Source organism: Paenibacillus whitsoniae (assembly GCF_003955665.1).
GTDB classification, from domain to species: Bacteria; Bacillota; Bacilli; order Paenibacillales; family NBRC-103111; genus Paenibacillus_E; species Paenibacillus_E whitsoniae.
The window spans coordinates 12,874-35,099 of the sequence record NZ_RXHU01000031.1 but is presented as its reverse complement, the minus strand read 5'-3'; the positions used below and the strand labels follow the sequence as shown (position 1 = coordinate 35,099).

At 50.1% G+C, this 22,226-nt stretch carries 18 protein-coding genes and 1 other RNA gene; 7 read left to right on the top strand and 12 right to left on the bottom strand.

The genetic code is table 11. The features are described from left to right. Positions 1-179: 179 nt before the first annotated feature. Positions 180-1,133 (bottom strand): D-2-hydroxyacid dehydrogenase, encoded by a 954-nt coding sequence (locus EJQ19_RS11795; protein ID WP_126141422.1) that lies wholly within the window; start codon positions 1,131-1,133, stop codon positions 180-182. 235 nt (positions 1,134-1,368) lie between these two features. Between EJQ19_RS11795 and EJQ19_RS11790 the strand changes: the two genes are divergently transcribed. Further along, entirely contained in the window at positions 1,369-7,812 is a 6,444-nt protein-coding gene (locus EJQ19_RS11790) for an Ig-like domain-containing protein (protein ID WP_164716486.1), read from the top strand. Between the two features lie 71 nt (positions 7,813-7,883). Here EJQ19_RS11790 and EJQ19_RS11785 read toward each other — a convergent pair whose 3' ends face one another. From EJQ19_RS11785 to EJQ19_RS11760, 6 genes are all read right to left on the bottom strand, one after another. Next, positions 7,884-9,059, bottom strand: coding sequence for a putative glycoside hydrolase (locus tag EJQ19_RS11785; protein WP_126141420.1), 1,176 nt, complete (start codon positions 9,057-9,059; stop codon positions 7,884-7,886). Positions 9,060-9,203: 144 nt separating this feature from the next. After that, entirely contained in the window at positions 9,204-9,431 is a 228-nt protein-coding gene (locus EJQ19_RS11780; protein WP_126141419.1) for a Sec-independent protein translocase subunit TatA/TatB, read from the bottom strand. A gap of 119 nt (positions 9,432-9,550) precedes the next feature. Continuing rightward, the gene (locus EJQ19_RS11775) at positions 9,551-9,745 is read right to left on the bottom strand and encodes a hypothetical protein (protein WP_126141418.1); all 195 of its coding nucleotides are present in this window, start codon (positions 9,743-9,745) and stop codon (positions 9,551-9,553) included. A 124-nt stretch (positions 9,746-9,869) separates the two neighbouring features. Continuing rightward, positions 9,870-10,694 (bottom strand): YitT family protein, encoded by an 825-nt coding sequence (locus EJQ19_RS11770; RefSeq protein WP_126141417.1) that lies wholly within the window; start codon positions 10,692-10,694, stop codon positions 9,870-9,872. A 149-nt stretch (positions 10,695-10,843) separates the two neighbouring features. Next, positions 10,844-11,521, bottom strand: coding sequence for a DUF4247 domain-containing protein (locus EJQ19_RS11765; RefSeq protein WP_241242857.1), 678 nt, complete (start codon positions 11,519-11,521; stop codon positions 10,844-10,846). A gap of 52 nt (positions 11,522-11,573) precedes the next feature. Next, entirely contained in the window at positions 11,574-12,110 is a 537-nt protein-coding gene (locus EJQ19_RS11760; protein WP_126141416.1) for a DUF4178 domain-containing protein, read from the bottom strand. Between the two features lie 288 nt (positions 12,111-12,398). Between EJQ19_RS11760 and cshA the strand changes: the two genes are divergently transcribed. Further along, a complete protein-coding gene (gene cshA / locus EJQ19_RS11755) occupies positions 12,399-13,988 on the top strand; it encodes a degradosome RNA helicase CshA (RefSeq protein WP_126141415.1) in 1,590 nt (529 codons plus the stop codon). A gap of 60 nt (positions 13,989-14,048) precedes the next feature. Here cshA and EJQ19_RS11750 read toward each other — a convergent pair whose 3' ends face one another. Beyond that, a complete protein-coding gene (locus tag EJQ19_RS11750; protein ID WP_126141443.1) occupies positions 14,049-14,135 on the bottom strand; it encodes a YjcZ family sporulation protein in 87 nt (28 codons plus the stop codon). A 207-nt stretch (positions 14,136-14,342) separates the two neighbouring features. Here EJQ19_RS11750 and EJQ19_RS11745 point away from each other — a divergent pair, with 207 nt between their 5' ends. Both EJQ19_RS11745 and ssrS read left to right on the top strand, forming a co-directional pair. Further along, complete coding sequence (locus EJQ19_RS11745; protein ID WP_126141414.1) at positions 14,343-15,209, top strand: YesL family protein; 867 nt, start codon at positions 14,343-14,345, stop codon at positions 15,207-15,209. Positions 15,210-15,260: 51 nt separating this feature from the next. After that, positions 15,261-15,442: non-coding RNA, 6S RNA (ssrS, locus tag EJQ19_RS11740), on the top strand. 52 nt (positions 15,443-15,494) lie between these two features. Here the strand turns inward: ssrS and xylB are convergent. Next, positions 15,495-17,018, bottom strand: a complete 1,524-nt coding sequence (gene xylB, locus EJQ19_RS11735; RefSeq protein ID WP_126141442.1) for a xylulokinase — start codon at positions 17,016-17,018, stop codon at positions 15,495-15,497. A gap of 290 nt (positions 17,019-17,308) precedes the next feature. Here xylB and EJQ19_RS11730 point away from each other — a divergent pair, with 290 nt between their 5' ends. Both EJQ19_RS11730 and EJQ19_RS11725 read left to right on the top strand, forming a co-directional pair. After that, positions 17,309-18,661 (top strand): Nramp family divalent metal transporter, encoded by a 1,353-nt coding sequence (locus EJQ19_RS11730; protein WP_126141413.1) that lies wholly within the window; start codon positions 17,309-17,311, stop codon positions 18,659-18,661. A gap of 132 nt (positions 18,662-18,793) precedes the next feature. Continuing rightward, the gene (locus EJQ19_RS11725) at positions 18,794-19,183 is read left to right on the top strand and encodes a DUF1499 domain-containing protein (RefSeq protein ID WP_126141412.1); all 390 of its coding nucleotides are present in this window, start codon (positions 18,794-18,796) and stop codon (positions 19,181-19,183) included. A 51-nt stretch (positions 19,184-19,234) separates the two neighbouring features. On the opposite strand, the gene tpx is transcribed toward EJQ19_RS11725, so the two are convergent. Further along, positions 19,235-19,753, bottom strand: coding sequence for a thiol peroxidase (tpx, locus tag EJQ19_RS11720; protein ID WP_126141411.1), 519 nt, complete (start codon positions 19,751-19,753; stop codon positions 19,235-19,237). 121 nt (positions 19,754-19,874) lie between these two features. On the opposite strand from tpx, the gene gltC reads away from it, so the two are divergent. Continuing rightward, the gene (gene gltC / locus EJQ19_RS11715) at positions 19,875-20,759 is read left to right on the top strand and encodes a glutamate biosynthesis transcriptional regulator GltC (RefSeq protein ID WP_126141410.1); all 885 of its coding nucleotides are present in this window, start codon (positions 19,875-19,877) and stop codon (positions 20,757-20,759) included. A gap of 54 nt (positions 20,760-20,813) precedes the next feature. On the opposite strand, the gene EJQ19_RS11710 is transcribed toward gltC, so the two are convergent. Together EJQ19_RS11710 and EJQ19_RS11705 are read right to left on the bottom strand one after the other, a co-directional pair. Continuing rightward, positions 20,814-21,503, bottom strand: coding sequence for a zinc metallopeptidase (locus EJQ19_RS11710; protein ID WP_126141409.1), 690 nt, complete (start codon positions 21,501-21,503; stop codon positions 20,814-20,816). 21 nt (positions 21,504-21,524) lie between these two features. Beyond that, entirely contained in the window at positions 21,525-21,965 is a 441-nt protein-coding gene (locus EJQ19_RS11705; RefSeq protein WP_126141408.1) for a MerR family transcriptional regulator, read from the bottom strand. Positions 21,966-22,226: the final 261 nt, after the last annotated feature.

The following is a 22,226-nucleotide window of genomic DNA, read 5'->3' as shown; positions in this document are numbered from 1 at the left end:
ACACTCTTTCAGCCGTTCAGCTCCTAGCTCGCTACTCCGCACTCTGTCCCCCCTCTGCGCTGCCCCGCCCATCAGCAATCTACTCGCCCAACCCTTGAAACCTCCGATCAATCTCAAACAAAAAACCACGCACGGGACAACCCGAGCGTGGCTTCTTAACATGTGGACGTCCGTCAGACTCAGTAGCCTTCCTTCAAATCCACCACATTCATCATCTCGCCGCCATCCAGCATGGCCGCAAGATTGTGATAAAAAATCTCGGACACGCGCTTCGCATACTGCGCGGAGGCCCCGGCAATGTGCGGTGTGACGATCACATTGGGCAGGCTCCACAGCGGCGAAGCTTCCGGCAGCGGCTCGGTCGCGAAGACGTCGAGTGCAGCGCCGGCGATCCGGCCTTCCTGCAGCGCACTGACCAACGCATCCTCGTCGAGAACATCGCCGCGCGCGAGATTGATCAGGAAGGCGCTCGGCTTCAGGAGTGCCAGATGCTCCTTTTTTAAGAAGCCGCGCGTCTTCTCGGTGCTCGGGAGCAGCAGCACGACGATATCGCTTTGCGTGAGCAGCGTCCGCAGCCCGTCTTCGCCGCTGACCGTCATGTCAAAGGCGGGGTTCGCCAAGCCGGAGCGGTTCAGCCCGATGACCTGCATATCGAACGCCTTGGCCTTCTTGGCGACTGCTTCACCGATGGCGCCGGCACCGATAATGCCAAGCGTCTTGCCATGCAATTCGTCGAATGTAATGAGATGATTCCACACTTTTGCTTGCTGATTGTCATGCAGTTGATTTGCTCTGCGCACCCATTGCAGCATCAGGCTGAGGGCGAACTCGCTCATTTGAATCGTATGTACGCCTCTGGCGTTCGTGACGATAATATCGCGTCTGGCCAATTCCTCGAGCGGCAGCTTGTCGACTCCGGCAGAGATGGTCTGCACCCATTTGACGCGCGATGCCCGGACCAACAGTTCAGGCTGCATGCGGCCTGCGGTAATGATCACATCCGCTTCTTCTATGGCGGTGCCGGCCTCCTTGGAGGAAGTAAACCACTGAAAATGGCAGCGTTCCTTCAAGCTTTGCGGCATATTTTCCGTCATCGTCGTCAAATCCATGGTTGTTAAAGCAACTATGTTCACAGCTGATCACTCCTTCTACTTCTATCATAGGGAAAACGAAATCCAATGTAAACCGCTGCCCTGCATCTGACGAATGGAATAGCCGAGTCTTCCCGCTGCGAAAAGTCAAAAATTTAGAGTGGAATGTCATATTATTGGAATCCGCGAGGGGGAAATCAGAGACTATAATGAAAAAGCTTTATAGAAAGCGCTTTCTTCTATGGAGCGATATTTCAATTATTGGGGGAGGGGCACCTTGAGCAAGAACTTAAGGCAGTTATTCGCATTTATTCTTATCATTGCGTTTGCCTGCAGCGCAGTGCCGGGGGGCAAAGCACATGCTTTGGAGAAAAGCGGGGAGCCAGGATTGCTGGCTTGGTACAAGCTGGATGCGCCTTATGAACTGAACAGCAAGAATGTGGCTGAGGATTCATCTGGCAATAGTCATCATGCGATCAGTGCAAGCGGCACTTGGGTCGGGGATGGCGGCGTATACGGCGGAGCGTTATCTTTTAACGGCACCTCCGATCTGATTCAGTTGAATCTGGGATCGGATCCGGCGGGATCGTACTTGAAAGATGCATTCACGGAGCATTCCGCTTCGTTATGGTTTAAAGCAAACGACACGCAAAAGCTGCAGGTGCTATACGAACGCGGAGGCAATGCATCCGGTATGGCTATTCAATTGAACGCGAACAAGCTGGAGGCCGCCGTTGCAAGCGCCGACGTGAGGGGGACGGTGTCGGTCGATTTTACGGATACTTCCTCTTGGCATCATGTGATGGTTACGTTCAACAACGGCGTGTTCACGATGTACTTGGATGCGAAAGTCGCCGCCTCGAAAACTGTGCCGTTTACAAAAGTGAACACGGCGCTTAACGAAGCAGCGATCGGCGCAAAATTCGCGGTCTATGCATTCGGTGGGGACAGCCAAACGGGAGCGTGGTTCAACGGAATGATCGATAATGTGCGATTGTACAATAAAGCGGTTACACCGTCGATCGAAGCGACTGGGGTCAGCTTGAGCAAGCCGCGGTTGACCACGTCGGTCGGCGAGGCGGTGTATCTTGACGCTTCTTTTCAACCGTCCATCGCGACGAATCGCAATGTCACGTGGACGTCCAGCGATGAATCCGTCGTGACGGTCGCTGTCTATGATTCAGGGCGAGCGGCGGTCGAAGGGAAAAAAGCAGGGAGCGCAATCGTAACCGTGACAACGGAGGATGGAAATTATACAGCAGCAAGCGTAGTCACTGTGCTTCCGGCGCGCATCTCCATGCCCTTCGAGGGAATGGAAGCGTGGTATAAGCTGGACGCGCCATTCAGTAATAACGGCAAGCAAGTGGCAGAGGATTCTTCGGGCAACGGGCATCATTCTGTAAGCGCTATCGGTGCTTGGCTGCCGGAGGGCGGTGTTGACGGAGGCGCCTTCTCCTTCAATGGATTGACCGGCATCATTCAACTCAATACGAGCACAATCCCCTTTTTGAGAAATGAGTTCTCCGCATTCACCGTTGCAATGTGGTTCAAGCCTACAGATTTGAACACCAGACAGGTGCTGTTCGAGCGCGGAGGCAATGGGGCAGGGCTGGCGATTCAACTTAATGGCGGCAAGCTGGAGGCAGCGATTGTGAATAACAATCCTGCCATTGATCGCGTCATTCTTTCCACAGCGCTGACTGGTGCAGACGAGTGGCATCACGTAGCCGTCTCATTTGGCAACAAAGCCTTTAAGTTATTCCTGGACGGACAATTGGCGAAAGAAACCACGACGACTTTCGATAAAGTTGCCGCAGCGGCCAATGAAGGGGCGATCGGTGCGAGATTCGCCGTTGACGCCTTCAATGGACCGTCGACCGGGGCTTATTTTAACGGGGTTATCGATGATGTCCGATTGTACAATGGGGCTGTCGAGCCTATCTTGGGTGCCGTCCACCCGCAAAGCGTCAGTCTGGATCGGGCTTCGGTCACGGTTGGGGCGGGCCTTACGCAGGAGTTGACGGCAACGGTTTTCCCTAGGCACGCAACGAATCAGGATCTGATCTGGACGTCCAGCAATGAATCTATTGCGAAGGTGATGTCGAAGGGCGGTCTGAAGGCATCTGTGCAAGGGGGATCGGTAGGAACGGCGACGATCACTGTCACAACGGTTGATGGGGAATTCACAGCGATTTCTAGCGTAACCGTAGAGAATATCCCAGTTGAAGGAGTCGGTCTTACACCTGCGGCAGCAGAAATGCTGATAGGAGCGACGCAAGCCTTAACAGCAACTTTCACACCGACGAATGCGACGAACCCAAAGGTGAAGTGGTCTTCTGATAACCCGGCGATCGCAACTGTGAACGAAGCGGGTGTCGTTACGGCACTTCAACCAGGTACAGCGACGATTACCGTAACGACAGTAGATGGCGCACATTCAGCTTCTGCGATTGTGACAGTTAAGGGGATCTCGGTCTTGGCGATCTCTCCGAATCACTCGAAAGTGGAGTTAGCGGTGGGGGAGACGCATTTGTTGTCAGCCGTTATCTGGCCAAAGAACGCCACGAATCGGAATGTATCCTGGTCAACCTCCGATGCTTCTGTAGCAACAGTGGCTCCGAACGGCTTGGTAACAGCTGTTGGATTGGGCAGAGCATCCATTACAGGTACAGCGGAGGACGGAGGATTCTCGGCGAGCAGTGAAGTCACGGTAAGTCTATCCGCCATTGAAAAAGTTGATAACTTGTTCAGAGTCTATTCGGGGTCCGACCTTGGCAAGAAGGCTACCCTCTATGACGGAACGATCGAGAAGTATAACGGCTATTATTATGCGATGGGAACCGGCACGCTCGGTAATGTCTATCGTTCGAAAGATATGGTTCACTGGGAAAGCCCGTATCGGTTAATATCCAATGACCCGAGTACGATGCCCCCGACGGTAACGCCATCTGATCACAATGAATTAGGCGCATCCGATTTATTTTTCCATAACGGCGTGATGTACTATATCTACAATGGCACCTCGTTGCTTTACGGGGACCCTAGCAAGATGAATTCGTCGCCGAATTTCGAGTACGCCCTCAAGGATAAGAAGTTTGATGATGGGATTGACCCTCAATTATTCGTTGCTCACAACGGAGATTTAATTTTGCTGCGCAAGGTGAATCCGGACGAGGTGGACCCTAATACCGGGGCAGCCAAACCGGCGAATGCGGGTGCATGGCTCTGGAACGTACAATCCTTCTTCAACGAAAAGGGTAATCCGGGTCGAAGCAAAGCGATCGAAACGGTTCATACACAGAAGGGCCACTGGGCCAATGTGAACTTCGTCAATTTCGAAGGACCGGAGTTATTTTACCATAATGGCGAGTATTACATGCTGTATGTGGGCAATCAGATGTTTCCGGAAACAGGTCTTTATGAGACCGGGGTCGCACAATCCGATAGCTATAGTACAATTTCGAACGATTCCAAATATCCGGGCAAGCTGCTGGCGCGCAATATTGAGGGGCTGCTCCTGAAATACAACGTCATCCTGCCGACTGCCGAACATGGCAGCCAGCCCTATCAGTATACCTTCACCGCACCAGGCGTGGGCTGGAATACGATCGGCTCTAATACGAACGGTTGGTTGACCGGGGAAGGCGGCTTCGGCTGGCCGGATACGAGAACGGGGAAAATCCCGACGATTGTCAATAATGGGAAAACGTCGCCATCTGAGATTTGGGCGCACCCGAGCGGTCAAGCCTCCATGTGGGCGAAGCGTTCTTTCCATCTGGATAGCGTACCGGAGACTACGGTCCTTCGCTATAGACTGGAAGGATATGGAAAACTGTATGTGAATGGCAAGCCTTTCTACACATTTGGTGGTCAGCAGCGAGCCTACAAAATGGTTGAAGTTCCCGCTGACATGCTTCAAGCCGGCGACAATGTGATTGCTGTAGAGATCAGCAAAAATGGCGGGGCCCCGCTGAATTACTACCATCTGGATTTTGGTCTGTATGATACGAATGGACATCCTGTGGAACCCGACATTATCGGTCCCTCGCAGCCGAATATGATTAAGGGGCCGAATGGTTTTGAGGACTGGGTGACCTATAAAGCTTTTTGGAACAGCGATGAAGGGCAAGGAAAGGATCGCGTCTACTTCTGGGATCAAGAGATGGTCGTTGACGGACCAACCTCCTATGATTCGGAAGGCGTTCATCCGGAGGCCTGGACACCAACGTTCCAAGACAGCTTCGATTCGGTAGACAGCTTGAAGCATTACCAAATGCCGGAGACAGGCGTATCGATCGATAACGAGGCGTTATATGTTAACGCGCCTAGGGATTCGAAACAGGTGCTGCTGAACGGGTACGAAGCGGAAAATGTGTTTGTAGAAGCCAATCTTCGATTTGATGACAAGAATTTTGGGGATGAAGGGCAAGCTGGTATTGTTGCTTGGCATCAGGATGAGAATAACTACGTGAATGTCTTGATTGACCGCGATGACCGGGAGCTTGTCATCCAGTCCCGCATCGGCGGCGTTTCTCAAAGTTCGGTCACCGATTTGCCGTCGACATTTGCTTTCCTGTCCGATGACCCGCGTACTCAAGACTTTGCGGAGCAATACCATACGCTCAGGATTTACAAGAACGGGTCCAAATTATTTGCGGAATTGGATCACTACACGCTTAACAACGATCAGCCGGTGTTCGAGCATGAGGCAATGGCCGTTCCAGGTCAAATCGGCTTGATTAGCAACAAGGCCAACGTTCGGATCGATAACGTGACCGTGACGACCGGCTGGCATGAATACGGGACGTACATCAACGGTTGGGATAGCGCCTGGTCGGTATCCGAGAAGGGCTTGCAGTCCCCGGCAGCGGGAGAAGCGCTCACAGTTAAAGGCGATCGTACGCTCGGGCATGAATTTTCGGTCAATGTAAATACGGGGACTCTGCCAAATAATGGGAAAGCAGGCGTCATTCTCGAGTATGTCGACGACCAGAACTACGTGACGGCAAGTACGAATTATGCTACGAGCCACTTTGAGCTGCGCAAGGTTGTGAACGGCCATGAGGAAATCATGGCAGCCGCTCCTACAGCGCGAGATACGATCTACGGGCACAGCAACTATGCAGAAAATGGCCAACGCGAGTATATGTACGATTTGCGTGCGGAAACGAAAGTTTCGTCGGCGAAAATTTTGTGGTTCAACGGTCTGTTCCCGTACATGAACAAGAACTTTGAACTGCCGCAATCCAACTCGCCAGATTTCAAATTCGACAGTCAGAAGGACGGTTGGAACGCGGTACCGTTTACGTACCATGACAAGGGAAAAGGCGATTATCATATTGCCGATTTTACCGCCCCTGTAACAACCAGTCAGCTTCGACTGAGCGTGCCTTCTGAGTTGAATCGCCCTTTCTCCTTCGCCCTGCGGGAAGAGATCAGCGCACAAAACTTCTACAAGGTAGTTCGGTCGAAGGGGAAAATCTACGTTTGGGTGAACAATAATCTAATCTTTAACGCCGAGGACCCTTTCAAAAACACCCTCGCACAGACAGGGTTGTATACGGATGGCATCCAGGCGACTTACAACGCCTTTACCGGCTTCGACGTATCAGGACAACTTCCGGCGAGCGACGAAGGTGGCAATGACGGTGGCGACAACGGCGATGACGATTCCTCCGAACCAGGAGGTTCTGTCGACGACGGAGGCAGCCCATCCCAAGTAACTCCTGCCGGAGAAAGCACTCCGCCAACCTTAGAGAGCAAGACAAAGCAAACGGAGGTAAGCCCGGAAGCTAGCCAGCAGTTGGAACTGGAAGGTGGGGTCAAGATTCAAATTCCTGCGGGCGCCGTTACTTCAAAAGGGACGATGCGGATCTCAGTCGTCGAACCGGACCAGCTTCCTGCGAATGGCGATCTTCAATCCGTCAGTCCGATTTTCGAGCTGTCGAGTACGACCGGCAATCGATTTTCGGTGCCGCTCCAACTCTCATTTGTCTACGACGCCAAGCAAGTAAAGCCGGGGAGCGGGCCGGCCGTGTACTATTATAATGAAAGCCAAAAACGTTGGATCTTCGTCGGCGGAACTGTGAAGGAAGATGGAACGATCCAAGTGAGTGTCGATCATTTCACCAAGTTCGCTGTCTTCTCCTATGAACCGGCCGTGATGAAGGATATGGCGAAGCATTGGGCAGAGAGCTACGTTCGACGCCTCGCTGGAATGAATGTCACAGCCGGATATCCAGACGGCAACTTCCAACCGGACGCAACCGTTACAAGAGCTGAATTTGCTAAGATGTTGGTTTCGGCTTTGGGTAGCGAATCTGCTTCCCGTGACACGCATTTCTCGGATGAAGCGAATATCCCGACTTGGGCGAAACCGTACATCGTAGCCGCCGTGGAAGCGGGTCTCATTCAAGGCTACGAGGAAGCCGGCGAAACTAGCTTCAAAGGCGATCTTTCCGTCACGAGAGCAGAAGCAGCCGTGATGACGGCAAGAGCTTTGCAGATTTATGGAAACGGTGCAGTCGGTTTGACGAGCAAAGCACCGAGCTTGAAAGACGCTTCGGACATTCCAATCTGGGCGAAGCCCTCGATCGATAAGGCTCTGTCTGCCGGCATCCTGAACGGTTACGAGGATGGCACTTTCCGCGCAGGCCAAACAACGACGAGAGGCGAAGCAGCCGCAATGATTTACAAATTGCTGGCTGCGCTGGGCATCTAGCTTTAAGCAGCACACAAAGAGACCATCTCACATGAAGGAGATGGTCTCTTTTTTATGGATAATAAGTCCGTTTAGTAATTCACGTTCGGTGTATAATTATTGTTTGCATTCCACAGTAAGAACTCGTTAATGCCGTTTTCTTTCAGCGCGCGTACCTGTTCTTCGATTTCATGTTTACCGTACTTGATATAACCTGGCACCCAAGACGCCGTAAAGTCTTGAATCCAAGGCCGCACGACCGGCTTCCAGCCTTTCGCATCAATGGTTGTCAGCTTTTTCTCAATATCTTTGGAGGCGCCGTTAATCGTTTGATACGGAGCGGCGTCCGGTACCTTGGAGCCAAACCAGCCTGTGCTGTAATGGCTCGGATAAATCATTGGGGCAATGACATCGACGTTTTGCGAGATTTTCTCGAAATCCTGGCCAATGCCTTCCGCGGCAGGAACCGATGCGGCATAGCCAAAAATGTCGACCGAGACGCGAACGCCAAGCGGTTGCAATTGCTCTTTAGCGTATTTGACGAAGGCTGCAACGGCTTGGATGCGCGTGCGCTCGTCTTTCGTATATTGGAGAATGTCCGCACGTTTCTCAAAGCCTTCCGGGAATCTCACATAATCGAACTGAATTTCTTTAAAACCGGCTTTGACCGCTTCCTTAGCGACGGCGATATTATAATCCCATACATCTTTGTTGTATGGGTTCACGAAGCTGTCTTTGCCGTTGTTCCACAGCGTGCCGTCTGGGTTCACGAAGGACCATTCCGGTTTCGCTTTAGCCAGCACCGTATCTTTAAATACGACAATCCGGGCGATCGGATAAATTTGATGCTCGTTCAAGGTAGACATAAGTCCCGGCATATTGCCGATAATTTTCTGTGTGGTCCCCATGGCATCCAGTTCCGGATTGCCGGTTTCCCAAGTAATATAGCCCCAATCGTCTTTGACGTCAATAACCATGGAGTTCAGATCGGTATCGTCGAGGAGCTTCACCAACGTAGTCAGACGAGAGCCGCCGGCGCTGTGCGCTGTGGCATAGATACCTTTGACGACAGGCGCGTCTTTCTGTGGGTCTTGCTTGTTCACAGGATCCAGTGGATCGGCATTCGGTCCAGGCGTTGCGGGCTGGACGATGGCGGTTGCTTTATCGGCTTGCAGAGAAGCTTGAACAAGCTGGTCAAAATTGGCATCCGGGTGAGCGGCATTAACATTGCCCAAAATAAGGGCGAGTGAAGCGAGTAAAATATCCATGGTGTGATGAGTCCTCTCCAATCTTTGTTTCTAGCTTTCATTATAAGCCAAGCTTGAAATTACGCACAGAGGGAATTTGTAGAGGATTGTAAAATTTTGCAGAAAAAAACACCTGAAAGCGATTCGCCTTCAGGTGTCTTTGGATTACTTGTCCTGTGCAGCCGGGCTTGCGACGTCAGGATTGATTTCTTTGCGAGATTGAGCAGGCAGTTCTTCAGCTGTTGAATTGCCGCCATTTGAGTTTGTAGCGTCTTTGAATTCCCGAAACATTTTGCCGAAACCCCGGCCAAGCTCTGGAAGTTTATTCGGCCCGAACAACAGCAGGGCAACAATCGCGACGAGAATGATGTGCCAAGGAGATAAAGCCCCCATACAAGACACCTCCATTATTTAATCATATGTCCATTATATCACGCCTAGAGTAAAATCTATACAGCCTATTTATTACAAACTTAATAATTTTTTTGGCCGATAGGCGCAAAAAAGACACCCTAGTGATACAGGGCGTCCTTATGGTGTTCGGTAATACTGAATTGAATAATTTCCATAACATCTTCGGCATCCAGCGATTCGATACCAAACTGCAGTACGATTTCCGACTCCAGTTCGTAACTGGTAAGAGAAGGATACAACTCCGGTGTTAATTTCAATACAATCCTGGATAATTTGACTGTCTCCACAAGCATCACCCTTCCAATCGAGAGATTAGAATAAGAACTACGCCTGAATTACATCGCTGAAAGCCAGAACTATATGAAATTACGTTTATTATATCACAAATCCAGTTGGAATAAAGGGGCGTTTCGGCAATTAATGTTTCGGTCTTCGAAATTCTCCGACAACACCGGCCGTTTCAACGATATTGACGAACGCTTTCGGGTCGCTTTGCTTGATAATTCGTTTTAGCTCCGCCAGCTCATAGCGCGTGGTGACGGTCATCAACATATCATGCTGCTGTTTGGTATAAGCGCCTTCTGTTTTAATTAAGGTGACGCCGCGCGGAATTTGCAGAAGATGCTCGATAATCTGGTCTTTATGCTTCGTTACAATAAAAGCGGTCACTTTAATATGCCGGATATGTACGGTATCGACAACTTTGCCCGAGATATAGATCGCCAGCATGGAGAAAAGCGCAAGATCCCAATTGTCTTTATAGTAACCGAGAGCTAGGATCACGATACCGTTCATGGCGGATAAAACCGTACCGAGCGGGAAATCGAACTTTCGGGTCAAAATGGAGCCGACGATGTCGAAGCCGCCGCTGGAGCCGCCGATGCGCAGCGTAATTCCGCTGCCGATCCCGATGAGAACGCCGCCGAAAACCGCGGCCAACATCGGTTCCTTGGCGACAGCCGTCGTAGGCAAAATTTGCATCATCCAAGTGGTCAAGATAACCGAAACGACGCTGATCATAATAAATCGGCGACCGATGGAAATCAGTCCCCAAATCATAAGCGGCATATTGAAGAACAAATAAAGAAAGCCAATGTTAAAATTTGTAAAATAACCGATGATCATCGCGATCCCGGACACCCCGCCGCTAAGCAGTTGGTGGGGAATCAAGAACAGGTTGAAGCCAACTGCGACAAGCCATGCGCCAACTAGAACGATTGCGGCATCCAGCGCTTTTTTCAAACCAAATCACCTCTAAAATAGTATGCAGCATAATGCAAGTATAATTCATTTGAGGAAAACTTCAACATTTAATTAACATATGGTTGATAAAGTTGGAAAAAGAAAAAAGCTGTGTCCATTGCAATGGACAGCAGCTTGTCGGAAGCGCGTTACCGGCGCTTGAACGATCCTGTTTTCTTGGAAGTGGTCGGCTTGCTTGCAGAAGGCTTCGTCACCTTATTCGGTGTGGAACCGTCGTTCTTACGAGTCGTTGACGAGCTGCCCGAACTTGGATTCGCGGCTCCGCTGGTAAAACTCCCCGTCCGGTCCGACGTCGTCGGCTTTTTGGCGGTGGAGGTGTCTGTGGATGGCGTAGCGGTGTAGGACGGTGATTTGGTGTAGCCGCGGTAATCATACGAACTGCCGCGGTTGTTGTTCCAGCCGCTCCCGAAGATCGATTGCAGCAGCGTCGCCGTCAAGTAGCCTTGTAGAAAGGATGAGTCATAATGCGATTTGGCGTACTCAATGGAATCGATCTGCACGAGGGTATTGCTGTCGTTGCTCGGATCTTTTTGCAAATTGATCACTTTATCGTTATATACAAGGAACATCTGGTCTTCCGATTCCTTGCTCTTTTCTTTGGGGGATTCTTTGGCTGCCAGTTCGGCGGCAACCGCCGGGACTTTCTTCCCGTCCACTTCGTAGACTTTAGACATATTCGTTCCCTTGCCGTCTACACTGACGAGCGGGTATTCGTCTCTGACGTATTTTCCGGCGTCCGCGCCGCAAGCGGTGAGAAGTGCAATGATCAACAGAAAGGAAATCCATGTCGTCCATTTCTTCATCATAGTCGCGATTTCTCCTTTCCGGAACATGATATTCGGTCCTAGCATAAGGTAATTAAAGCGTCGATTTTAAAAATTTGATCTGATTGCCCGGTGTGCGCTCGCCTTCCATCGCCACAAACTTGCCGTCTTGCCATTGCAGGAAGAAGAAGCGCTGGTCAGGTCCAAAATAGCGCCAGAAAATAACATCGTCACCGCTGCGGAAATCCGTATTTCCTTCCGTACGGGTTACGTCGCTACGGTGGAATTCCAGTTCAAACGTCGCGTCGTCATCCAAATTGAGCGTCGTCGGCACATCGTTCGGGTCATCCAGCGCGCCCTCCAGGAATCCGCACAGGAAGCAGTCAAGCGTGCGTCCCTTCTCCACAATCAAGCACTGCATGTTTTTACCGCTCTGCAAATAATAGGCGTAGCGGTGCGGAGCAAACCCACGGTCGAAATAAATGACTTTCCCAGTGATCACATACTCTTCAAGATCGACATTCATAATATCGCCTACGCGGGCATCTTCAAGCGGACTGCCGGACTGCGCAGGCGCGGGGACTTCTTTATTACTTCTAATGATATTGCTGACACGTTTGAAAATCGACATGGCGCTAACTCTCCCTTACTCGTTCCGTTTTATTGTTCTCCCCTTTACTACGTTTCACTTATTCATTCGGTTTCGTTTCCCAGTTAAGAAAGAAGCCACTGGTAATGTGTATTTCAGTTGTGCTATAATATTTTAGATGTTCTTAAGGACGGCCTGTTGGATCATGGAAGATTTGTAATCGAAAGTGAATTCCACAATGAAACTATAGAGAAGGATAGGAAGTCGTACTTAAGGGTAAAAAAGATACAAGGCATTAGCCTGCCCTGTACAAAAGGAGATTGAATTTATTTGAAAACATTTCAAGAGTTTGGTTTAGACTCATCAGTATTGCGCGCGATCACGGAGATGGGGTTTGAAGAATCCACACCAATCCAAGAAAAAACGATTCCGCTAGCTATGGAAGGACGCGACCTCATCGGTCAAGCCCAGACCGGTACCGGGAAAACGGCGGCATTTGGCATTCCGCTGGTCAACAAAATTAACATTAAAGAAGAGCGCATTTCTGCTTTAATTATGTGTCCGACACGGGAGCTTGCCATCCAGGTTGCGGAAGAGATCGAAAAGCTCGGCCGTTTCAAAGGCATCCGTTCCTTGCCGATTTACGGCGGACAGGATATCGTCAAACAAATTCGCGCACTGAAAAAGAAACCGCAAATCATCATCGGTACGCCTGGTCGATTGCTTGACCATATCAACCGCAAAACGATTAAACTCGACGATGTTCAGACGGTTATTTTGGACGAAGCGGATGAAATGCTGGATATGGGCTTCATGGATGACATCCAATCCATCTTGAAGCTGGTGCCGGAAGAGCGTCATACGATGCTGTTCTCCGCAACCATGCCTGCGAACATTCAACGTCTTGCACAGCAATTCCTTCGCAATCCGGAGCACGTCTCCGTTATTCCGAAACAAGTGAGCGCGCCGACCATCGAGCAAGCTTACATTGAATTGCACGAGAAGCAAAAATTTGAAGCGTTAAGCCGTCTGATCGACATGGAAGCGCCTGATCTTGCGATCGTATTCGGTCGTACAAAACGCCGTGTTGATGAATTGTCTGAAGCGCTGCAAAAGAGAGGCTATGCGGCAGAAGGCTTGCATGGCGACTTGTCTCAGAATCAACGTGACAATGTTATGCGTAAGTTCCGTGACGGCAGCATCGACGTCCTGGTTGCGACCGATGTTGCGGCGCGCGGTCTCGATGTATCCGGCGTAACCCACGTTATCAACTTTGACCTTCCGCAAGACCCTGAAAGCTATGTACACCGGATCGGTCGTACGGGCCGCGCGGGTAAAGAAGGTACGGCTTGGACGTTCGTGACGCCTCGTGAAATCGACCATCTGCACTTTATCGAGAAAGTTACGCGTCACAAAATCAACAAAAAACCTCTGCCTAGCTTGGCGGAAGCGATTGAAGGCAAACAAAAATTGACGGCTGAGCGTATTCTGGACCTTCTTCAAAAAGAAGAGCACTCCGAATTTAAAGGCCTCGCAATTCAACTGTTAGAGCAATATGATTCCGTGAACTTGCTTGCTGCAGCAATGAAACTGCTGACTGGCGACAAGAAAGATCTCGTGATCGAGCTTACACCGGAAGATCCGATCCGCGCAAGAAAGAAAAAATTCGATGTGCGCAGTTCCGGTCGCCGCGTAGGCGGTAACTACGGTTCCGGTTCTGGCGACCGTCGTCAAGGCGGTTACGGCTCCGGGGGTTCTGGTTCCCGTTATCCGCGTAAAGACGGAAACCGCGAGTACGGCAGCCGTGAAGGCGGCGGCAGCTCTTACTCCAAAAACCGTGAATACGGCAGCAACTACTCTGGCAACCGCGACCGCTCCAGAGCGCCGCGCAAGAGTGAAGATACGCTTGTAAGCAAATAAGCTTTGAAACGAGAAGGCGGAGATCCGAAGATCTCCGCCTTCTTCCTATTATTTGGTAAACTAGAATACGAAAGCGCTAGTGATGATCACGAGTAAGATAAAGAGTACCAAAACAGCTGCTGCAGTATTTCCGTGTGCATAAGACATAATATCAACCTCCTGATTAAGATGTGGGGGTAGTGCGACTAAACAATATATCCTATGTAAAAAATCCTTGAACGACTAGACGTCTACCTATCTGATCGAAAATAGGCTATAATGATACGTAAGGCAAATAGGACAAGTCTGCACATAATCGATTCGTTACAACGTAGAAAGTTTTCCGGAATGGAAACGCTTAAAGGAGGAAGAAGTTTGGAATTTAAAGGTGTAATGGGTGGATTATACAAAATATCCGAATGGATTATGCGATTCTCGGTTATTAATCTGCTGTGGATCATTTGTTCGATACCGGTGTTCTTTTTATTTTTTATGGGGCTTGTTAGCATGAATGAGCATCCGGATGCTCTTAAAACGATGCTGTTGCCTATCGGTGTGTTGACGCCATTTACGTTTTTTCCCGCAACAACAGCGATGTTCGCGGTTGCAAGGAAGTGGGTAACGGGCGAAGAGGATGTTCCACTGCTCAAAACGTTTTTCCGCGGTTATAAGGAAAACTATGTGCAGAGTATGATTGGCGGAATCTTTTATGTACTTGTTTTCACGATTATTAGCGTAAATTACTTCTTTTATTTAAAGCAGGGCAATTCGCTGAAAATTTTGGCGATACTGTTCATCGCTTTCACAATTATTATGATCATCTCGCTGTTTAATTTCTTTTCGATTATTGTTCATCTGCATATGAAAATTTTCCAAATCATCAAGAACTCCGTTCTGATTTCGATTGGCAATCCGATCAACTCGATTGTGCTGCTGAGCTGCAACGGCGTGATCTTGTGGATTTGCTTGACGAAGTTCAATTTCTTTCTCGTCGTCTTTTTCATGGGCAGTATTGTGGCGGCCTTCTCCTTCTGGCAGTTTAACCGCAGCTTTACGAAGCTGCAAATGAAGCAGCAGGAGCTGGAGGAGAAAGAACAGCAGCGGCTAGCGGAAGCGGAAGCTGAGGCGGCAGAAGCGGAAGCAGGGCAAGACCGCGACGTTGACGCCATTGAGAAGGCCGATGCTGACATTGTTGATGCCAACGTGCATAAAAAAGAAGAGAATGACAACAATAGAAACTAATCCTACCGGTTGATTCTTAGCCCGGTTGGATCTATAATGAGACTACACAGAAGAATCCTGCGGTGTACGTAACGGTTTTCAGTTGTTTTAAACCAATGACTGTTTCTAGGGAGACCTATATTGAAGCGCGGCTGACATGCCCTCGAAAAGGGACCTCAAATGCGCTTCTGCGGACACCCACCTGCGAGAGCGGGTTTGAAGCACCAAAACCGGACGGCATGCGCGGGTTTCTTCGTATAAAAAAGAGGTTGAACAGGATAATTCCCTGATCAACCTCTTTTTTATTTATTCAGCGTGCTCCGCCAAGTCGCTGAGCTTGTGGAACGTGCCCTGCAGCGTGCCGTAAAGGCCGCGGAACAGTTCGTAATATACTTCATATTTAGCTTGATTCGCGGGATTCGGTTCCGTGCGGCTTGTCACCTGAATCCAAGCGTCGCAGAGCTCAGTGATGTCTCGGTTCAGTACGCCGGAAGCAGCCATAATTGCGGCGCCATAGGCCGGACCGTCCGTCGAGTTGACTGTCACAACAGGAATGCCGAAAATATCGGCGATCATTTGCCGCCAGAACGGGCTCTTAGCGCCGCCGCCATTGACGCGCAGCTCGCTCACTTCAATGCCGGAGGCGCGAATCAGTTCCAGGGAGTCGCGCAGCCCGAAAGTGATGCCTTCCAGCAGTGCGCGCGTCAGATGCGCTTTGCCATGGCGCAGATTCAGCCCGATGAAAGCGCCGCGGGCTTTAGGGTCCGGATGCGGTGTACGCTCGCCGGACAAGTACGGTAAGAACAGCAGTCCTTCGCTGCCCAGCGGCGCTGTCTCTGCATCGGCCGTCAAAATTTCGTAGACGTCCTTGCCTTCACGTTCGGCGCGGGCCATTTCCTCCTGGGCAAAATGGTTGCGCCACCACTGGAACGAGCCACCGGCGGCCAGCATGACCCCCATACGGTGCCATTTGCCCGGCACGCCGTGGCAGAACGAATGAAGCCGGTACGCTTCATCGACTTGGTAGGTGTCGTCGTGCACGAAGACGACGCCGGACGTGCCGAGGGCGACCGAGGCGATGCCAGAACGGACGACGCCGACACCGACGGCGCCGCACGCTTGGTCACCGCCGCCGACCACGACCTTGGTACCGGCGGCAAGGCCGGTCAAGGCTGCCGCCTCCGGCAGCAGGTGGCCGGCAATATCGCCGCTCTCGTAGAGCGGCGGCAGCCAGGCGAGCGGGATGTCCAACCGCTCGCAGACGGCGCTGGACCAGCTTCTGGACGCAACGTCCAGAAGCAAGGTCCCGCTGGCGTCGGCCATGTCCATGCCGAACGCACCTGTCAGGCGCAGCCTGACGTAGTCCTTCGGCAGCAGCAGGTGCCGAACGCGGGCGTAGTGCTCCGGCTCATGCTGCCGGAGCCAGAGCAGCTTGGGCGCGGTGAAGCCGGTGAGCGCCCGGTTGCCCGTGAGGCGGCCGAGTTCGGCTTGGCCGACGGTCGCCTCGATGTACGCGCACTGCTCCGCTGTGCGCTGGTCGCACCAGAGCAGCGCAGGCCGGATAACCTGCTGCGCTTCGTCCAGGAAAACCGAGCCGTGCATCTGGCCGGAGAAGCCGATGCCGGCGATGTCGGCTACGGGCACTTGCGACTGCTCGAGCAGACCGCGGATGCTTGCGACGGTCGCCTGCCACCAATCTTCCGGATCTTGCTCGGCCCATCCCGGTTCTGGTTGCGAAAGCGGATAGGAGACGGAATAAGAATCAATGACAGCGCCTTCATCGTTGATAAGAATGCATTTGATAGCGGATGTGCCTAAATCTAAGCCCATAAAGAGTGACAACGATAATCCTCCTAGCAATCGCGTTTATTGTATTCTTTGTTTGTTTATTGAATATACAAAGTATAACATACTTTCTGGCCGTTGTGTCATTCTTTTTCGCCATAAAGAAAGTGGGCTAAATGCAAAGGTGCACGTTGTCCAAAGTTTTTCCCTAGGGAAAAATAATTTCTTATGCACATAAGTGTTTGCCTATAGCATAATATAAGAATATGTAGTATACTTTTATTAAAAGTTTCCCTTGTTCAACATTATTGCGTTAGAGAAAGAAGGTTAAGAAGATGGAAGTTGCAGTGAAAAAGCAGCCTGAACAGGATCCCAAAGGCTGGAGAAGGAAGTCTCCTATGCCAAGTCTTCCTGAAGTGCATGGTTCAATGAATGTTCCGAAGAAGGCAGGATTTTTCCGAAAACTGTTGGCTTTCGTCGGGCCTGGCTATTTAGTCGCGGTCGGATATATGGATCCGGGCAACTGGGCGACGGATTTGGCCGGAGGTTCACAATTCGGATATACCTTGCTTTCTGTCATTTTAATATCGAATTTAATGGCGATTTTATTGCAAGCTTTAGCTGGTCGGTTAGGTATTGCGACGGGCCGGGATTTGGCGCAAGCTTGCCGGGATCATTATAGTAAACCCGTCTCATTTGCCTTATGGATTTTGTGTGAGCTGGCAATTGCAGCCTGCGATTTGGCAGAGGTTATCGGGGCAGCGATTGCTCTAAAGCTTTTATTCGGACTTCCGCTCATTTACGGCGTGATTTTGACGTCGCTGGACGTTATCCTCGTGTTGATGCTTCAGAAGCGCGGTTTTCGCTACATTGAAGCGATGGTAATTTCATTAATGGCACTTATTATTTTCTGCTTTGTAATGGAAATGATCTTTTCCAGACCGGAATTTGCCGCTGTTGCGCAAGGATTTATACCGAAAACAGAAATCGTAACGAATCCAGCCATGCTCTACATTGCGCTCGGTATTCTCGGGGCCACCGTAATGCCGCATAACTTGTATTTGCATTCTTCGATCGTTCAAACGCGCAAAATTGAACCGACATCGGAAGGCAAGCGAGAAGCCATTAAGTTTGCAACGATTGATTCCACAGTAGCGCTTATGCTTGCATTGTTTGTTAACGCGGCGATTCTTATTTTATCCGCCGCTGCCTTCCATTCCGCGGGCAAAGAAGTGGCCGAAATTCAAGACGCTTATCATTTGCTTGGGCCTATGCTTGGTACCGGCGCGGCCAGTATCCTGTTTGCGGTCGCCCTGCTCGCATCGGGTCAAAACTCAACGCTAACCGGCACGCTTGCCGGTCAGATTGTGATGGAGGGCTTTCTGAACATTCGGTTGGCGCCTTGGCTGCGCCGGCTCATTACGCGCTTGATTGCTATTATTCCGGCGGTGATCGTCATCGGGATTTATGGCGAGAGCGGGGCTACGGATCTCCTTATTTTGAGCCAGGTCATTTTGTCGCTTCAATTATCGTTCGCGGTTATTCCGCTTGTGAAGTTTACCTCCGACCGCAAGAAAATGGGTGAGTTTGTTTCACCGCGATGGATGTCAATTCTTAGCTGGGTTGTCGCCATTGTCATTGCATGTTTAAACATATACTTGTTGATCGGCACTTTTTCTGGAAATTAATTTTGTTAAATCGGGGGATATTCCTCCGATTTTTATTTTCCCCTTTTTCTCAGCCGGAATCAGTGGTAATATAGAAGTTAGTGTTATTATGGCAAGCCGTGGCATGCACTTCAATGAAGGGGGAAAGGGCTTTTGCTAAAGAGAACTTTAATCGGATTAGTACGTAGTCATGAAACGACTGGAGAAAAAGCCAGAGATCCTTTGCTTAAAACGAGATATTACAAGCTGTCTAGGGACCAAGTGTGGGAAGAAATAACGGCCGTACTAAAGAAAACGCCGGGGTACAAGCTGCTTCATGAAGTTCCGAACGTTGGAGAAATTATTGCTGAGCGCAGGACGATGACAGGTAGGACACAGGATGTTACCTTAACGGTAATCGCTATCAATCCAGTGAAAACAGCGGTTGACATATACTCGGCTTCCCGCGGCTCCTTGGGAGACCTTGGGTCGAATTACCGAACCATTCTTGATATTTATAAACAATTGGATCGCAAGCTCGCCGCGCATAAAGTGGCTGAATAACAAAAACAGCAGGGAAGCATGGCCTCCTTGCTGTTTTATTTGTTCCAAGCCTTATACTAACGCTTTAACGGCTTCAACCGCTGCTTCGTAGTTCGGGTGGTTCGTCATTTCGCCCAGGTACTCTACATATTGAACGGTGTCATTCGCGTCGATGACGAAGATGGAGCGCATATCCAATTGAATTTCTTTGATCAGCACGCCGTAAGCTTCGCCGAACGATTTTGTTTTGTAATCGGACAATGTAATCACTTTGTCGATGCCTGCAGCGCCACACCAGCGGGATTGTGCAAACGGAAGATCGACGCTGATTGTAAGAACAACCACGTTCTCGCCCAGTTTTGCTGCTTCTTCGTTGAAGCGGCGAGTTTGCGCGTCGCAAACGCCTGTGTCCAAAGAAGGAACGACACTGATCAGCTTCACTTTGCCTGCGAAATCGGCGAGGGAAACTTGATTCATCAAGTCTTTGTTTACTTTGAAGTCAGGAGCTTTGTCTCCTACTTTAATTTCGGGTCCAACTAATGTAATTGGATTGCCTTTCAGGGTAGCAACACCAGTACGCTCTTGTGCCATTTGCATATTTCCTCCTTATTTATCCAAGCTAATAACAACTTTCTTATTATAATCCTTTTAAGTGGACGTTGTCCAATCAGCAGTAAGCCGCTATAATTTAGTTCAGTCAGGGGATTCGAACGTGGAGTTAAGACAATTGCAGTACTTTGTAAAAGTAGCTAGAAAACAGCATGTTACCCAGGCGGCGGAAGAGCTGCACGTCGCGCAATCTGCGGTCTCCCGGCAAATTCGTTTGTTGGAAGAGGAGCTTGGCGTCGATTTGTTTGTGCAAAAGGGGAGAAATGTCCATCTGACTTCTGTCGGGCATTTGTTTCTTAGCAGAGTGGAGGGGATTTTGACCGACCTGGAGCGTGCGATCGGCGAAATCCATGAGTTTCTTGATCCGGAAGCGGGGGAAATTCGAATCGGCTTTCCACACAGCCTTGTGATTCATTTGCTGCCGGCGGTTGTGGCTGCATTTAAAAAAAATCATCCCAACGTCAAATTTCGCCTGCGACAAGGAACGTATACCTCGTTGATTCGCGATGTTTCTAGAGGAGAGATTGATTTAGCCTTTATTTCGCCATTTCCGGAATCTCACGAGCATGTCACAGGTGAAATCTTGCTGACAGAGGAACTGTACGCGATTATTCCGCAAAATCATATTTTGGCAGAGTACACTTCAATTCGTCTGGAACAGCTGAGAAACGAATCTTTCGTCATGTTCAGCGAAGAATACACGCTGCGAACGATTGTGATGGAGGCTTGCCTTAAGGCGGGATTCGTGCCGAAGATCGAGTTTGAAGGCGAAGAGACGGATACGATTCGGGGATTGGTTGCCGCGGGAATGGGGGTAAGCCTGCTGCCCTCGATGGCATTGATCGAAAGCGGCGAGATGCAGCCGGTGAAAATCCGGGTAACCGACCCGCAAGTAACCCGAACGGTAGGTCTGATCTGCCGGAAGGATGAAAAACTCCCTCTTGTCGCGGAAGTGTTCCGCCGTTTTCTATACGATTATTTCCAATAAAAAAAGCTCTCCCTGCGAGTGCCTTGCGGCCTCTGACAGCGGAGAGCTTTTCTGTTATTCGTCATTGTTCCGGCCAGTGAAGATCATGATGTACTTGAGCAGCTCAAGGACGGAAATGAGCGCCGCGGCAACGTAAGTTAACGCTGCAGCATTCAGTACTTTGGCGACGCCGCGCTCTTCTTCATTGGTGATGAAGCCTTCTGCGATCATCATATCGCGGGCTCTTGAGCTTGCATTGAACTCAACGGGCAGCGTGATCAGTTGGAAAGCAACCGCGCAAGAGAAGAACAGGATGCCGAGCCCAAGCAGCCAAGGCAGCTGCTGGAAGAAGAAGCCGGCCAAAATTAGAATTGGCGCGATACCGGAAGCAAAGTTCACAACCGGGAACATTTTGTGACGTGCTACGAGCATCGGGTAATGCACTTCGTGCTGAACGGCGTGCCCGACTTCGTGACAGGCGACGGCGACGGCCGAAATCGAGTTCTGATAATACACGGGTTCGGACAAGCGCACGACTCTGGACATCGGATCGTAGTGGTCGGTCAGTGCGCCGGGGACGGCTTCGACCGGAACATTATAGAGACCGTTGGCATCCAGCATGCGGCGAGCGGCCTCTGCGCCGGTCATTCCGGAGTAAACGGGAACTTCAGACCATTTGTTAAACGTTCCCCGCACTCGGAATGATGCCCATAAAGAAAGAGCGAATGCGATAATAATGAGAAAATCCATCGGGTGAAAGAACATGTGACCTGCCTCCGTCATTCATTATGAGAACGGATTTTTACCAAGAAGAACAATCAATGCTTCGATGCATGCGGCAGTCGGCTGTGTCAGGATGCGGGCGAACTTCTTCACCTGGTTGGGCTTCAGCTGTTGGATGAGAGGGCTTAATTCTTTGGCTTCTTTCATCAACTGGTCCAGATGAAGCTGGAGAGATGTCAGTTTATCTCTCACGGTATCGTCTGCAGACACCTTATTCCACTGCTGCAAATTCATTTTGATCTCTTCTAGGGTATATTTCTCGTTCTTCATTGATTCAATACGTTTAAGACGATTCAAAGTTTCAACGCTGTAGAGACGATAGTTCGTATCTGATCTGGTCTCCGGTTCAATCAAGCTCATCTTTGTGTAGTAATCAATGGTGCGAGGGCTGACACCAGCAAGCTTCGCGAGTTCTCCTATTTTATATAGCTTCTCATTCTTCATGCGTAAGAATCACCTCTGCTCCAGCGGATAATGATGAATAGCTTTCCTTCTATATATACACATGATAACTGATTCTAAACCGTACAGTCAAACGTGATGCTTTTCAAACCTGACATGGGAATATGGTGAGATTAGTGCGTAATTGGAGGTCAGTATGTGGCCAAAACCGAATTATGCCTGTTTCATGTCAGGTTATTTTTCGTTTTTTCATTTTTTTAACGAAAATCCTATTGTCAAACCCATATAACCTGTATATAATGA

Coding starts and splice junctions, on each gene's coding strand:
- EJQ19_RS11705 (WP_126141408.1), bottom strand. CDS start 21,965: ATGAAGAATGAGAAGCTATATAAAATAGGAGAACTCGCGAAGCTTGCT.
- tpx (WP_126141411.1), bottom strand. CDS start 19,753: ATGGCACAAGAGCGTACTGGTGTTGCTACCCTGAAAGGCAATCCAATT.
- EJQ19_RS11780 (WP_126141419.1), bottom strand. CDS start 9,431: ATGGGGGCTTTATCTCCTTGGCACATCATTCTCGTCGCGATTGTTGCC.
- EJQ19_RS11750 (WP_126141443.1), bottom strand. CDS start 14,135: ATGTCTTATGCACACGGAAATACTGCAGCAGCTGTTTTGGTACTCTTT.
- xylB (WP_126141442.1), bottom strand. CDS start 17,018: ATGGGCTTAGATTTAGGCACATCCGCTATCAAATGCATTCTTATCAAC.
- EJQ19_RS11765 (WP_241242857.1), bottom strand. CDS start 11,521: ATGATGAAGAAATGGACGACATGGATTTCCTTTCTGTTGATCATTGCA.
- EJQ19_RS11785 (WP_126141420.1), bottom strand. CDS start 9,059: ATGGATATTTTACTCGCTTCACTCGCCCTTATTTTGGGCAATGTTAAT.
- EJQ19_RS11730 (WP_126141413.1), top strand. CDS start 17,309: ATGGAAGTTGCAGTGAAAAAGCAGCCTGAACAGGATCCCAAAGGCTGG.
- EJQ19_RS11760 (WP_126141416.1), bottom strand. CDS start 12,110: ATGTCGATTTTCAAACGTGTCAGCAATATCATTAGAAGTAATAAAGAA.
- EJQ19_RS11710 (WP_126141409.1), bottom strand. CDS start 21,503: ATGTTCTTTCACCCGATGGATTTTCTCATTATTATCGCATTCGCTCTT.
- EJQ19_RS11775 (WP_126141418.1), bottom strand. CDS start 9,745: ATGCTTGTGGAGACAGTCAAATTATCCAGGATTGTATTGAAATTAACA.